Origin of the sequence: Paenibacillus suaedae (genome assembly GCF_032337355.1) — a bacterium.
GTDB lineage: Bacteria > Bacillota > Bacilli > Paenibacillales > Paenibacillaceae > Paenibacillus_B > Paenibacillus_B suaedae.
On record NZ_JAVYAA010000002.1, the window covers coordinates 1,287,025 to 1,300,739 of the forward strand.

13 protein-coding genes are annotated in these 13,715 nt (G+C 48.9%); 1 reads left to right on the forward strand and 12 read right to left on the reverse strand.

Annotated elements, in window-relative coordinates; translation table 11 throughout:
* Window positions 1–29: 29 nt before the first annotated feature.
* The 6 genes from nrdG to cymR all read right to left on the reverse strand — a co-directional run bounded on the left by nrdG (window position 30) and on the right by cymR (window position 5,266).
* Window positions 30–509, reverse strand: coding sequence for an anaerobic ribonucleoside-triphosphate reductase activating protein (gene nrdG / locus RQP50_RS13385; RefSeq protein WP_028531392.1), 480 nt, complete (start codon window positions 507–509; stop codon window positions 30–32).
* A 2-nt stretch (window positions 510–511) separates the two neighbouring features.
* Complete coding sequence (locus RQP50_RS13390; RefSeq protein ID WP_394358397.1) at window positions 512–2,401, reverse strand: anaerobic ribonucleoside triphosphate reductase; 1,890 nt, start codon at window positions 2,399–2,401, stop codon at window positions 512–514.
* Between the two features lie 245 nt (window positions 2,402–2,646).
* Entirely contained in the window at window positions 2,647–2,862 is a 216-nt protein-coding gene (locus RQP50_RS13395) for a hypothetical protein (RefSeq protein WP_036592596.1), read from the reverse strand.
* A gap of 47 nt (window positions 2,863–2,909) precedes the next feature.
* On the reverse strand, window positions 2,910–3,392 hold the full coding sequence (locus tag RQP50_RS13400; protein ID WP_065292198.1) for a PRC-barrel domain-containing protein: 483 nt from the start codon (window positions 3,390–3,392) through the stop codon (window positions 2,910–2,912).
* Between the two features lie 149 nt (window positions 3,393–3,541).
* A complete protein-coding gene (locus tag RQP50_RS13405) occupies window positions 3,542–4,744 on the reverse strand; it encodes a cysteine desulfurase family protein (RefSeq protein WP_315745730.1) in 1,203 nt (400 codons plus the stop codon).
* Window positions 4,745–4,846: 102 nt separating this feature from the next.
* Complete coding sequence (gene cymR / locus RQP50_RS13410; RefSeq protein ID WP_021257010.1) at window positions 4,847–5,266, reverse strand: cysteine metabolism transcriptional regulator CymR; 420 nt, start codon at window positions 5,264–5,266, stop codon at window positions 4,847–4,849.
* Window positions 5,267–5,586: 320 nt separating this feature from the next.
* On the opposite strand from cymR, the gene mnmA reads away from it, so the two are divergent.
* Window positions 5,587–6,693: a tRNA 2-thiouridine(34) synthase MnmA gene (gene mnmA, locus RQP50_RS13415; RefSeq protein WP_315745731.1), complete on the forward strand. Its 1,107-nt coding sequence runs from the start codon at window positions 5,587–5,589 to the stop codon at window positions 6,691–6,693.
* A 90-nt stretch (window positions 6,694–6,783) separates the two neighbouring features.
* Here mnmA and RQP50_RS13420 read toward each other — a convergent pair whose 3' ends face one another.
* The 6 genes from RQP50_RS13420 to aspS all read right to left on the reverse strand — a co-directional run bounded on the left by RQP50_RS13420 (window position 6,784) and on the right by aspS (window position 13,670).
* Complete coding sequence (locus RQP50_RS13420) at window positions 6,784–8,136, reverse strand: hemolysin family protein (RefSeq protein WP_021257012.1); 1,353 nt, start codon at window positions 8,134–8,136, stop codon at window positions 6,784–6,786.
* A gap of 240 nt (window positions 8,137–8,376) precedes the next feature.
* Window positions 8,377–8,685: an ArsR/SmtB family transcription factor gene (locus tag RQP50_RS13425; RefSeq protein ID WP_021257013.1), complete on the reverse strand. Its 309-nt coding sequence runs from the start codon at window positions 8,683–8,685 to the stop codon at window positions 8,377–8,379.
* A 179-nt stretch (window positions 8,686–8,864) separates the two neighbouring features.
* The gene (locus RQP50_RS13430) at window positions 8,865–9,428 is read right to left on the reverse strand and encodes a PCYCGC motif-containing (lipo)protein (protein ID WP_315745732.1); all 564 of its coding nucleotides are present in this window, start codon (window positions 9,426–9,428) and stop codon (window positions 8,865–8,867) included.
* Window positions 9,429–9,490: 62 nt separating this feature from the next.
* Entirely contained in the window at window positions 9,491–10,819 is a 1,329-nt protein-coding gene (locus tag RQP50_RS13435) for a replication-associated recombination protein A (RefSeq protein ID WP_072730362.1), read from the reverse strand.
* Between the two features lie 15 nt (window positions 10,820–10,834).
* On the reverse strand, window positions 10,835–11,578 hold the full coding sequence (locus tag RQP50_RS13440) for a tRNA threonylcarbamoyladenosine dehydratase (protein ID WP_021257016.1): 744 nt from the start codon (window positions 11,576–11,578) through the stop codon (window positions 10,835–10,837).
* 283 nt (window positions 11,579–11,861) lie between these two features.
* Window positions 11,862–13,670 carry an aspartate--tRNA ligase gene (gene aspS / locus RQP50_RS13445; RefSeq protein WP_268625942.1) on the reverse strand — a complete coding sequence of 603 codons (1,809 nt, stop codon included), beginning with the start codon at window positions 13,668–13,670 and terminating at the stop codon, window positions 11,862–11,864.
* Window positions 13,671–13,715 lie beyond the last annotated feature (45 nt).

A 13,715-nucleotide genomic window follows, 5' to 3' on the forward strand; every position in this document is an offset into this window, starting at 1 on the left:
TGCTTGCAATACAGTAAAGTATGTGTAGCCTAGAGAGAAATTAATCCAACTGGTATCCCTTCCTCCATCCGCCATATGCGCTGATTGTCACTGCCGCGGAAGGGAAGTCCTGGACAACGGCGCTCCGCTACGAACGGACCATCAACCAATACATCCACACAGCGAAGCAGCTCTTGCTGGTCAGCTGTTCCTCTTTCAAGCAGCTGCTCCACCGTATATCCCGTATATACCCATATATGTCGACCCGACTGACGCAGCAGCCGGGTCAATTCCTTCACTTCCTTTGCTTGCATGAACGGTTCTCCACCGGACAGTGTGACATCCGTAAGCGGATTGGACAGCAACTCGGCTGCCACCTCCGCTACACTCATTTCCGTGCCGTTCATCATGTTCCACGATTGCGGGTTATGACACCCCTCGCACTGATGAGGGCAGCCGCTGAAGAACACAACTGTACGCAGCCCTTCGCCGTCAACGACACTGTCATGCAAAATAGATAGAACACGCATACTCATCGATGCTTCACCCGCTCCGTCTCTTCCTTCCGCTTCGCAGAGTTCCACTTATCCATATCCCCTACCAAATAACCGGTAATGCGGCGAATGCGCTCAATCTGCGAGCCTGAGCTTCCACACATCGGACAGCTATCTTCAATCGTATCTTGATGGCCGCATGTACGACAGCGATCAACAGGATGATTAAGAGAACCATACCCAATCCCGCTCATCGCCATTGCACGCACGATACGGTCAAGTGCCTGTGGGTTGGCTTTCGCGCTTCCATCCAGCTCAACATACGTGATATGCCCGGCATTGCACAGCTCATGGAACGGCCCTTCGATTTGAATCTTGTCGATTGCTTTCAACGAGTAATAGACGGGTACATGAAACGAGTTGGTGTAATATTTCCGATCCGTAATTCCTTGTCTCACTCCAAAATCATCTCGATCCCGGCTCGTAAATTTACCCGATAGACCTTCAGCCGGCGTCGCGATTAAGGAGAAATTAAGACCTGTCGCTTCAATCGCCTCATCCATTCGCATACGCATATGAGACACGATGCGCATGCCTAGATTGCGTGCATCCTCAGACTGGCCATGATGGGAACCAACAAGCGCTACAAGCGCCTCAGCAAGTCCGATAAAGCCAACACTAAGTGTCCCCTGCTTCAGGATATCTCCCAGCTCATCCTCGGGTTGCAAGTCCTCACTTCCGCGCCATACCCCTTGCTTCATAAGAAAAGCAAAGTCACGCACCTGCTTCTTCGATTGATAGTCGAATCGCTCCCTCAACTGCTTCACTGTCAAGGACAGAAGCGAGTCCAATCGGCCAAAGAAATCATCCACACTGGACGACATCATAGCAAGGCGAACAAGATTCAAAGAGGTAAATGACAAGTTCCCTCTGCCGATCGCCGTTTCGTCCCCGTTCACATTGCCCATGACGCGCGTTCTGCAGCCCATGTAGCATGCCTCGCTCTCGGGTGTGCCGTTATCGTACTGCGAATTGAACGGAGCATCGAGAAAGGCAAAGTTAGGGAACAGCCGCTGCGCTGTCGTTTGCAAGGCAAGCTGGTACAGATCGTAATTCGGATCAGCAGGATCGAAGTTGACGCCTTTCTTCACTTTGAATATTTGAATCGGGAAGATAGGTGTTTCTCCTCTACCAAGACCGGCCTGCGTTGCGAGAAGAAACTGTTTAATCAGCATTCTCCCCTCCACAGAGGTGTCCGTGCCATAGTTCAATGAAATGAACGGTACCTGCCCACCGCCTCTAGAATGCATCGAGTTCGCATTATGAATGAATGCCTCGCAAGCCTGATATACGTCACGCTCCGTTAGTCTCCACGCCTCTGTCTCTAGATCGAAGTCTGCTTGCAGCGGCAGTGATTCCATATAGCGAATATGGCGATTGAATGTCTTGCGCACATAAGGGGCCACATCATAATCGAACATCGGATACGCCTGTCCGCCATGCTGCTGGTTCTGGTTCGCCTGCAATATAATCGATGCCAGCGCAAGCGCGCTCTTAATATCCTGCGGCTCGCGCATATATCCATGACCTGTGTTGAACCCCTGCTTCAACATCTTGCCCAGAGGAATCTGGCAGCACGTTGTCGTACCGGAGGCATAGAAATCAAGATCATGTGGATACATCAGGTTCTGCTCCACTGCATCTCTTACGTCTGCAGACAGCAGATGTTGAACCGCATACCAGCGTGCGCTTTCGCTAGCGATCTTCCCCATCATACCCATTGGCGATCTTCCATCTACATTCGCATTTTCCTGCATCAGATCCTGATTGCCACCGTCAACAATCTCATGCAGCGATGCCGTCAGCCGCTCTGTACTGGTCCGATTGCTCCGATCCCATACTGCGTTCGTCCGTTTCATGGATACCATCGTCATATCAAACTCATTCCTTTCTCTTTATGTACCATCATTTTCAGTGCAATTTGTCTATGTTAACTATATCTAGTGTTGTTATTTGAAAATGAGCACAATATGCATTATGAACGAACTCTTTTTCTCACAATATGAGATTCATCACGGACAAATGGCCGAGCATGCAAAAAGCGCCCGCAATCGCCTCTATAAGGCGGTTACGAGCGCTTATGTTCCATATGGTGGATATTTCTGCCTGACCCTTACGATGAAGCCTGCGCCTCTGGGAACGAAGGTGCAGCAAATTCATCACCAAAAAACAAGTCATCTAGAGAGCTTAATGTGCCATCCTCTTCGACCTGGTAAACTGACATCTTGTCCCCGTTCACCGTCAGCTCTATATAACATCCCCAGCAATAAAATTGGTGGGAACCAATTTTCCCGATATCTTTGGAATTGCAATTCGGGCATCGCAACATCGTATTCACCATTCCGTCCATTGACTAATTTGTTCGTACCGTTCAGGTTATCCGCCATCTTCGAAGATGATAACATCTGATCCCCATTTCAAGCGGCTTGTCCCATCTATCCGCCGTCTGCCTTCCAACAAGTCAGACAGCAAACCGTCTGAAATTTCCAGACCTGTTACTTGGTTACCCATATTTGGCTGAAAATAAACATCGGCGACCCATCCTAATTGCGATCCTTCACTTGTCATGACAGGCAAATCCTTCAACGCTCCATTCCCTGTCAAGAAAGCCCTCTCTATATGGATAGCCTCCGTATGCCGGATGGCTGTATCATTCGCGATCATTATTGCATCCTCACCACAAGCCGTTACCTCTTCCCAGCTCACAGAAGGAGGTGGTGATCCCTTGCGGGAACGACCTTCAAGCTCTATATGTGTGATAGTCCAATCATTCGAAATGCGGATATCCTTTACCTTGGTCAACCGCTTCCCCGTCTCGATTCCGTATACGGGAAGGCCGATTAGTTCCAACAGCTTCATATCGGGGCCCCCTCTTCAGCTAACGGCATTCACTTCCAAATGCAGGACGTTCCTCATCAGAATCAGGGAGATTCTCATTTCACGTACGTCCCCGGCCAACATGCCGCGTTATCTTCAAACGCCCCTCCTTTCACGCTGTGACAGTTCCCTTACTGTCTAGTACGAACACGTGATACGATGGTTGCAATTTGTTGCGCAGCGCAAGCAGCCTCTTCCCTAGTATTGCCCAAACCGAAGCTGAATCGTACAGCCGTTCTCTTGCGCTCATCTGGTAAATCCATAGCCTCTAGCACATGCGACAATTCAAGCGAGCCTGATGTGCAGGCAGATCCGCTCGAAGCCATAATTCCCGCCAAGTCCAAATTCATCAGCATTGTCTCCGTAGGCACATCCAAGAAACTAACATTCAATATATGCGGCAAATGCTCAGTAGGATGGCCATTCATGACCACTCGATCGCCGAGAACTGCTGACAACTCTGTCCACAGCGTGCTGCGCACCTGCGCAAGTTCCTCCAGCTTCGCTGGAAGTGAGCCATTCGCTATCTCCATTGCCTTCGCCATTCCGGCAATCCCTGCTGCATTCTCCGTCCCTGCTCTGCGCTTGCGTTCTTGACTTCCACCATACAGCAGAGGATCCCAGTGAACACCTGCGCGAGCATAGAGAACGCCTACTCCCTTGGGTCCATTAATCTTATGGGCAGAAAAGCTGGCAAAGTCAACCGGCAACGCGTGCAGTTCGAGCTTCAAATGCCCGAGCACCTGAACAGCATCCGTATGCATCAGAATGCCACGCTCACGTGCCAAGCGGCCAATTTCTTCTATCGGCTGAAGTGTGCCCACCTCGTTGTTGCCATACATGACACTAATGAGACAAGTATGCGGGCGCAGCGCAGCTTCAATTGCCTCAACCGATACTCGACCCATCTGATCCGGCGCAACATAAGTAACCTCGAAGCCCAACTGCTCCAAGCGCTCGCACGCATGCAGCACTGCATGATGCTCCAATTGAGTCGTCACGATATGCGGCTTGCGTGCGGATGCATCGCCACTGCTTCCTAGCTGAGCAGCAGTTTCTGACGATTGCTGCAGCCAGGCAGACCATGCTGCACCGAAGATGGCAGCATTATCCCCTTCCGTTCCTCCACTCGTGAAGACAAGCTCCTGCGGCTGGCATCCCAGCTGGGCGGCAATACTATCACGAGCTTGATTCAAGGCGAGCTTCGCTTCACGTCCGAACGCATGAACGCTGGAAGCGTTTCCGAACACTTGATGCATACTGTCGGTCATGGCTTGTAGTACGTCTGGATGAAGCGGAGTCGTCGCTGCATGGTCAAAATAGATGCGTTCCATTGTATTCCCTCGTTTCTGCTAATCCGTATGACAAATAACAATATCAAACTTCACTCTCAAGATAAGTGGTCGTCAACCTATAGCTTGCTATCCATCCATCGTCTAGATATAGAACATGTAGCTGTCCTGGCTTCCCACATCCTTATAGTTAACCAGATCGGCAAGAGTCGTGGAATCAAGTACCTGCGCAATGCTGTCCCGGATACGCAGCCACAAGTCACGCTTAGCCGGATCATCCTCTTCCGTGAAGTCGACTGGGGAGATTGGCCCTTCCAGCACGCGAATAATTTCACCTGCTGTAATATGTTCAGGAACGCCCGCCAGTATATAGCCGCCGTATGCGCCGCGAATACTCTTAACCAATCCAGCATTGCGTAGCGGCGCAATCAGCTGCTCCAAATAATGCTCGGACAGTTGGTTCTTCTCTGCAATACTCTTTAGCGACGTTGGGCCTTCTCCACAGCTCTTTGCCAGCTCCATCATAATCGTCAGGCCATAACGGCCTTTCGTTGAAATTTTCATATTATACACCTCATAGTTTTATTATCGTATAAATCCAATGTATTCCGATTAAGGTTCCCTGTATATCGTAACATAACTCTTCTCTTTATGGACAATAAACTGATGTGCTATTCCCGAATTATTTCCATTTGCTTGAAAATTCCTTGACATCATCTCTTATTTCCGGTATACAAGCCCTTATGGTACAATACTAAAGGAAGTGAATAAAACTCACTTTTGTATCAAGCCTGTATTAGTTTCAAGCTATTATGATAAAATCGCGAGCCGATAGCCATTATCGCAAGGCCATTCTTACAGCTCGCAGCAAAGACGGTGATACCATGACAAACTCTAATGCGAACACTCGCGTCGTCGTCGGCATGTCGGGCGGCGTAGATTCCTCGGTGACAGCACTGCTGCTTAAGCAACAAGGCTACGATGTCATCGGCATATTTATGAAAAACTGGGACGACACTGACGAGTTCGGACAGTGTACAGCCAAAACCGACGCGGAAGATGTTCGCCGCGTATGCGAACAAATCGGCATCCCTTATTATACGGTGAACTTCGAAAAGGAATATTTCGATAAGGTCTTCACCTATTTCTTAGACGAATATCGTCACGGTCGTACGCCTAATCCAGATGTAATGTGCAACCGTGAGATCAAATTCGGTGAATTCCTGCAGAAAGCACTCGATCTGGGTGCAGACTATCTGGCGACAGGCCATTACGCGCGTGTCCTTCATGAAGACGGCAAGCATACGCTGCTGCGCGGTGTGGACGGGAATAAGGATCAGACTTATTTCCTTAATGCGCTGAATCAAGAACAACTAGCGAAGGCTATGTTCCCGATCGGCCATCTGCCGAAGCCGGAGGTTCGCCGCATTGCAGAAGAAGCAGGACTAGCCACTGCCAAGAAGAAGGACAGCACCGGCGTATGCTTCATCGGTGAACGCAACTTCAAGCAGTTCCTGAGCCAGTACTTGCCTGCACAGCCTGGACAGATGATTGACATCCGTACAGGAGAGGTGAAGGGCCGCCATGACGGGCTTATGTATTACACGCTAGGTCAACGCCAAGGCTTGGGCATAGGCGGCTCAGGCAATGGAGAGCCATGGTTCGTTGCTGAGAAGGACTTGGCCAACAATGTTCTGTATGTGGTACAGGGCGATGATCACCCAAGCCTCTATTCCACAGGGCTCGTTGCATCTCAGGTCAACTGGATCGAAGGCGACATGCCAACTGAACCGATCCGCTGCACAGCCAAATTCCGTTACCGTCAGCCTGACCAAGGCGTTACTCTCCAGAAGAATGCGGACGGAACAGTTGAGGTAACATTCGACGTCAACCAACGCGCTGTAACACCTGGGCAAGCAGTCGTCTTCTATGATGGCGACATTTGCCTCGGCGGTGGCACGATTGATGTCGTCCACAAATTGAAGGCGTAATACTCAGCAGGATTGCTGAACGAATACAGGGGGTTATCCCGCACTGTGGAATTTTCACACGGTGCAGGATAACCCCCTTCGTCATTGGTTCTAAATGCTTGATGCTGGATTCAGCATCGCATCATGGCTGGTTGCCGCCCCCAGCTTCTTCACATGAAGTCGCGCAATCCGGAAATGATCTGTCTCCTCAATGATGAATTCGTACTCAAAGGCGCCTTCCACTCGAGTTCGCAGCCCCACTCTCGGAGGCACCTCCACCATGGCATACATCCAGCCGCCAATTGTATCATAATCCTCGGAAGAAATATTCGTCCCGAAGTACGCATTCACTTCTTCAATCAGCAAACGTCCATCAATCGAATAATTGGTTTCATTTTTCTTCTCAATTTGCGGACGCTCTTCATCAAATTCATCCTGAATCTCGCCAACGATCTCTTCCATAATATCTTCTAATGTGACCAAACCGGCTGTCCCACCGAATTCATCAATAAGCAGCGCGATTTGCACCTTATTTTTCTGCATCAGTTTCAACAAGGCACTAATTGACATCGATTCTGGGACACTTAACATTGGCCGAACAATCGAATGAATGCTCTCCAAATCATCAGGAGCCTTCACAATGTCGCGAATATGGATAAAGCCGATAATATTATCCTTATCGTTATCGCATACCGGATAACGAGTATGCATTTCCGTCAGCACTTTGGTCTTGTTTACTTCAAATGAATCCTCTGCATACAAACAGACCATATCGGTTCTTGGAATCATAATTTCCCGTGCATGCGTTTCCGTAAAGTCGAAAATGTTGTCTACAAGTGCCAATTCAGTATTATCAATGAGACCGCTCTTATGGCTTTCCTTCACTAGGATACGAATCTCTTCTTCCGTATGAGCTGATTCATGCTCAGAAGCCGGCTCGATGCCGAATACCTTCAGCACCATGTTAGCCGTACCATTCAATAGCCAGATGAACGGATACATCACTTTGTAGAATAAGCTTAATGGTCCTGCAGTCCACAATGCTACACGTTCCGATTTGCGTATCGCAAGCGTCTTAGGCGCAAGCTCGCCCAGAACGATATGCAGCACGGTAATGATAATGAAGGCGATAGCAGTAGATATCGATGTAATCACCGCATTACTTGCACCAAGTGCCGTCAACGGTTCATACAGCAGCTGTGCGACAGTCTTCTCCCCGATCCATCCGAGACCAAGAGAAGCAAGCGTAATTCCCAATTGGCAGGCAGACAAGTAAGCATCCAAATGCTCTGTCACATGCCGAGTCAGCTTCGCTTTCGCATTCCCCTCCTGCACGAGTGTATCCAGACGACTTCCGCGCACCTTCACCATCGCGAACTCTGCCGCAACGAAAAAGCCATTCAAAAATACTAATAGCAGTACAAACAACAATCCCCAAAATATCGGTAACGGATCACTACTCACCCGATCTCCTGCCCACTCCCACTTCGAAACGGACAGGAACACCTCCCCATACAATAAAATAAAGACATATATATATATTATATAAGAAAATACATAAGAATCCTACTCCCATACGCCTCATCGTTGAACATATGAGAATTAGCGGGATTTGTTGTCTTTATGTATATTCTTTCTTTATATCGTCCTATCACCATTTTTGTTGAATATGAATCGGAACAATCAGTCTGCGCTTTCGCGAAATTACTGCTCAATCGCGTATCGAACTGCTTCATTTAACAGCTCAAGTATATAAGCATCATCGCAAATATATAAAATATTTTGACCTTCTCTGCGATATCTGACGAAGCGATATGCACGAAGTGTTTTCAACTGATGAGATACTGCCGATTGTGACAATTGCAGAGCGTCAGCGACTTGATTTACGGCGCATTCCTCACGCGCAAGAAGTGACAAAATTCGAATACGTGTCGGATCACCCAACGCTTTGAACGTTTGCGATACCCGCTCCAGTACATCTGCATCCAAATCTTTTCCCAGGAAATAATTCATCTTCTTCTTCTCCTTTGTGTTGTTCATCTATATCTGGCTGCTTATGCGTGGGAACGAGATGAACATACCTACATATGTATGGCACTGTTGCCTGTAGGTTATGACAAAGCGAAGAAAAATAAACATGGATTCCGAAGGAATCCATGCCAATTGATTCAGAGCATGCATGAAGACTGCTCCTACACAGCAGGAAGTGGCGTAGGAGTAGGTTCTGCATATCCCTCTTTGTATTTGGTATCAATAGCTTGGCGGATGTCTTTGACCGACTTCCCGTCCCTCAGCATGAGGGACGCCTCTACGGCAATATCAAGGCACACACCACAGCGAGTGCCGTGATCATCCCATTCGATCTTCTCCTCTTCCTTCGAGGCGACGAAGCAATTTAAATTGCTCTGGTGGCCAGCTACTTCTCCGCATCCGCAATAACAAGGAATATATTGAAGTAATTCACTGTTCGCAGCAGCCAGTTGATAAACTTGTCGCATTTCCTTCTGTTTGTCATTCAAGAAAGGCGGAAGTTCGGCAACCGATGCCGTCGTTTGACGCAGATCGCCATTCTTCATCAGACGTTCATGATCTCCTGATGCTTGTCCGGCATGTTCTGCGCCTTCTTTGCCCGCAGGAGAACTGCCACAGCCTGCGACAATTGTTAATGCGATAAGACCAATAACCAATGAGAATGGTGCGAGTCGATTCAGACGATGTCCTTTGTTTCTGTTAGCTCTGTGCCTACGAATGAACATGAAAATACCTCCATCAAAGTATTCATTTCAAATTCAGTACAGGTCTGTCTACATTAAACGTACTAAACGTCGCCTCGCCCATGCGAGCCTCTTCTCCGCTCTTGGTTGATGCGCATCTTCGCTTCTGTCCCCTGCTCGTTCGCCATAAAGAATACCCGCTTCTTGATCAGGTCAGGCAGGTATTGCTGCTCTACATAGTGTCCTGGGTAGTCGTGAGGATACTGATAGCCCTTGTGTCCGAGCTTGTCCGCGCCTTTATAATGGGTATCTCGCAAATGCAATGGCACTTCAGCAGTCTTAATATCTTCAAACGCCTGCATGACGCGAGCAATGGCAAGCGGTATCGAGTTGGACTTCGGACTTTCTACCGCGAATAAGATAGCTTGTGCCACGATGTATTTCGACTCCGGCCAGCCAATTCGATGATAGGCCTCCAATGCGCTCACGGCCTGCACCATTGCTTGCGGGTTCGCCAATCCGATATCCTCGCTGCATGCAACGGTTAATCTGCGAATGAACGTCATTGGATCCATGCCCAGCTTCTCGACCGCATACAGGAACCAGTACAATGCCGCATCACTGGAGCCGCGAATACTCTTGTGGAAGGCGGACAAGACGTCATACTGTACAGATTCATCTGCCTGCACAGTCGGCCGCCGAACGGATTCTTCCGCCACTTCCAGCGTAATGTGGACTGTCCCGTCTTCCTCCGGTGTCGTCGTCATTGCCGCCATCTCCAGCGCGTTCAATGCACGGCGTATGTCACCATTCGCCATGGAAGCGATATGCTCAAGCGCATCCGGGTCTGCCTGAATCGGCATGAAGCCAAGCCCACGCTCCTTATCCACCAAAGCACGCTTCATCGCCATCAACGAGTGCTCCTTCGTGAGCGGCTTTAATTGGAACAAGGTCGAACGACTGATCAACGCTCCATTTACATGATGGAATGGATTTTCCGTTGTTGCGCCGATGAATATAATCGTCCCCTTCTCAACGGCAGGCAGCAAGGCATCCTGCTGCGATCGATTGAAGCGATGAACCTCATCCAAGAACAGAATGGTCTTGGTGTTGTACATCTTCTTGTTCGTATCCGCCTGTTCAATTACGGCTCGAACATCCTTAACTGATGCATCGACAGCATTTAAACGAACGAATTCACCCTTTGTCTGCTCCGAGATGATATTCGCGAGCGTTGTCTTGCCGCAGCCTGGGGGGCCATACAGTAATATCGAGGAGACCCGATCCGCTTCAATCGCTCTCCGCAGCAGTCTCCCCGGCCCTACAATATGTTCTTGGCCGATATATTCTTCCAATGTTCTTGGCCGGATTCGATCAGCCAGCAATCGCATCGTCGGATGCTGCTGTTCTTCCCCATAAGAGAATAGATCCATATCTGTCACCACGAATTACAAGTCTGCCAGCATATCGCGAATCACGACACTGACCATAATAAGCCCGGCTACCGGCGGTACGAATGCGTTACTGGATGGCGGCTGCTTCGCCTTGCGAATATCAGGGGCAGTATCCGGTACGATGCGCTCCGTAACATCCTCACGCGGCTTGATCGGCTCCTCTGTAGAGAACACAACCTTGACCCCTTTGCGAATGCCATCCTTGCGCAGCTTTTGCCGAATGACGCGGGCAATCGGGTCGTAAGATGTCTGCGAAATGTCAGCCACTTGGAAGCGTGAAGGGTCCATCTTGTTCGCCGCACCCATGCTAGAAATGATAGGTATTTTACGTTTCAAACATTCTTTGATCAAGTGAATTTTATATACAATCGTATCTGATGCATCGACAACATAATCTAGCTCATACTTGAACAGTTCCTCATAGGTTTCTTCCGTATAGAACATGTTAAGCGCGATCGCGTCGCAATCTGGATTAATTAGCTTAATCCGCTCACGCATCAACTCCGCCTTCTTCTGACCTACTGTTGTCGTCAAGGCGTGAATTTGCCGGTTAATGTTCGTAATATCGACTGTATCTTTATCAATGAGAATAATTCGCCCTACACCGGTGCGTGCCAATGCCTCTGCAGCCATTGAGCCGACACCGCCGATTCCTAGAACTGCAACTGTGCTGTTTTTCAGCTTCTCTAATCCTTCAGGTCCAATTGCGAGTTCCGTACGTGAAAATTGATGCAGCATAACGTCCTCTTCCTCCTGCGTCTCATTATCCATGCATGGTTTATGCATCGTGTGATGTGCAATATTGCCCGTCAATTGGCACACTTCTGCACAAATGGCAACACTTCTGCACAAAAAGCCATCATGCATCAAGTTCGCATCTTAGATGCTTAATCTACTACCTTCTATCGTACCATAGACGGGCTCAAGAACATAGCGGAACGCCCCTTGCCCAAGCATCCGCTAGATAGGAATTTCGGGAGAGGGGCGTTATATGCTAACAGCTTCTTTTCAGCCGTCCGGCTTATTGCTCTTCGTTATTCTCTTGAGTCTTCTCTTCTTTTTCTTTCTTCTTGTACGTCGACTTAATATGCAAAACATCCAACTGAGACTTATCAACTACGTTAGGCGCATCTGTCATCAAATCTGTTGCGCTTGCCGTTTTCGGGAATGCGATCGTCTCGCGCAAGTTCGTACGTCCTGCAAGCAGCATTACGAGGCGATCCAAGCCGAATGCAATACCGCCGTGTGGAGGCGTACCATATTCGAAGGCATTCATCAAGAAGCCGAATTTTTGTTGTGCTTCTTCTGGTGTGAAGCCAAGCGCCGCGAACATCTTCTCTTGTACATCGCGGTTGTAAATACGCATCGAACCGCCGCCGATTTCATAACCATTCAAGACAAGGTCATAAGCTTGAGCGCGGATTTGGCCTGGATCTGTGTCGAACAATGCCAAGTCTTCGTCCTTCGGACGTGTGAACGGATGGTGTTCCGCTACATAACGCTTCGCTTCTTCGTCGTAGCCAAGCAATGGGAAGTCAACAACCCATGCGAACTTGAATGCATTGTCATCGATCAGGTTCAAGCGGCGGCCGATCAAGAGACGAAGGTTGCCGAGCACATCGTATACCACTTTACGCTTGTCCGCAGAGAAGAGCAGCAAGTCTCCCTCTTCTGCGCCTGTGCGCTCACGAAGGGATGCGATTTCTTCCTCGCTCATGAACTTCACGATCGGACCGCGGAATTCGCCGTCCTTCACTTGAATCCAAGCCAAGCCTTTCGCACCATAGCGTGCTGCATACGGTGCCAAGTCGTCGATGTCCTTACGGCTCCATGTTCCGCAGCCTTTCGCATTCAGGACTTTAACAACGCCGCCCTTTTCGATTACTGACGCGAACACCTTCACACCGCTGTTTTGAACGATATCACACACATCCACAAGCTCAAGGCCAAAGCGAAGATCCGGCTTATCGGAGCCGTATTTCTCCATTGCGTCTTGATACGTAATGCGTTGGAATGGCGTAGGAATATCTACTCCTAATGTTGTCTTGAACAAACGAACCATCAATTGCTCCATCATTTCATGCAATTGCTCTGTAGACATGAAGGACGTTTCGATGTCCACCTGAGTGAATTCTGGTTGACGGTCTGCACGCAAGTCTTCATCGCGGAAGCAGCGCGCAATCTGATAGTAACGCTCAACGCCGGATACCATAAGCAGCTGCTTGAAGATTTGTGGCGATTGCGGAAGTGCATAGAATTCGCCTGGATGCACACGGCTTGGTACTAGGTAGTCACGTGCGCCTTCTGGCGTAATCATCGTCAAGATTGGTGTTTCTACATCGATGAACTCGTTCTCTTCCAGGAAATCACGGAATACTTTTGTTGCTTTGGAACGAAGCATCAGTGTCTTTTGCATTTCCGGACGACGAAGATCGAGGTAACGATATTTCAAACGAAGGGACTCATCAATTTCAATGCCGTCTTCGATGAAGAATGGCGGGTTCTTCGCTGCATTTAAGATTTCAATTTCCGTTACGCGTACTTCTACCTCTCCTGTTGGCAGGTTCGGGTTCACCGTTTCTGCATCGCGTTCAACGACTGTACCGCGAACAGCAAGCACATACTCGTTACGCGCACGATCTGCAATGTCGTGAGCCTCTTGAGAGAAATCAGGGTTGAATACGACCTGTACAAGACCACTTCTGTCGCGCAAATCGATAAATAATACCCCGCCCAAGTCACGACGACGTTGTACCCATCCATTCAGGGTAACCGTTTCGCCAATTCGTTCTTTTGTAATTTTTCCGCACTGATGCGTTTTGTACATCATAGGATGCACGCTCCTCACATTAATATAGTTCATCCATTTACGAAT

Bases quoted from the DNA above. Each gene is read 5' to 3' on its own strand.
- aspS (WP_268625942.1), bottom strand. From the start codon at position 13,670: ATGATGTACAAAACGCATCAGTGCGGAAAAATTACAAAAGAACGAATT.
- RQP50_RS13400 (WP_065292198.1), bottom strand. From the start codon at position 3,392: ATGAAGCTGTTGGAACTAATCGGCCTTCCCGTATACGGAATCGAGACG.
- RQP50_RS13395 (WP_036592596.1), bottom strand. From the start codon at position 2,862: ATGTTGCGATGCCCGAATTGCAATTCCAAAGATATCGGGAAAATTGGT.
- RQP50_RS13435 (WP_072730362.1), bottom strand. From the start codon at position 10,819: ATGGATCTATTCTCTTATGGGGAAGAACAGCAGCATCCGACGATGCGA.
- RQP50_RS13405 (WP_315745730.1), bottom strand. From the start codon at position 4,744: ATGGAACGCATCTATTTTGACCATGCAGCGACGACTCCGCTTCATCCA.
- nrdG (WP_028531392.1), bottom strand. From the start codon at position 509: ATGCGTGTTCTATCTATTTTGCATGACAGTGTCGTTGACGGCGAAGGG.
- RQP50_RS13425 (WP_021257013.1), bottom strand. From the start codon at position 8,685: ATGAATTATTTCCTGGGAAAAGATTTGGATGCAGATGTACTGGAGCGG.
- cymR (WP_021257010.1), bottom strand. From the start codon at position 5,266: ATGAAAATTTCAACGAAAGGCCGTTATGGCCTGACGATTATGATGGAG.
- RQP50_RS13430 (WP_315745732.1), bottom strand. From the start codon at position 9,428: ATGTTCATTCGTAGGCACAGAGCTAACAGAAACAAAGGACATCGTCTG.
- RQP50_RS13390 (WP_394358397.1), bottom strand. From the start codon at position 2,401: ATGGTATCCATGAAACGGACGAACGCAGTATGGGATCGGAGCAATCGG.
- RQP50_RS13440 (WP_021257016.1), bottom strand. From the start codon at position 11,578: ATGCTGCATCAATTTTCACGTACGGAACTCGCAATTGGACCTGAAGGA.
- mnmA (WP_315745731.1), top strand. From the start codon at position 5,587: ATGACAAACTCTAATGCGAACACTCGCGTCGTCGTCGGCATGTCGGGC.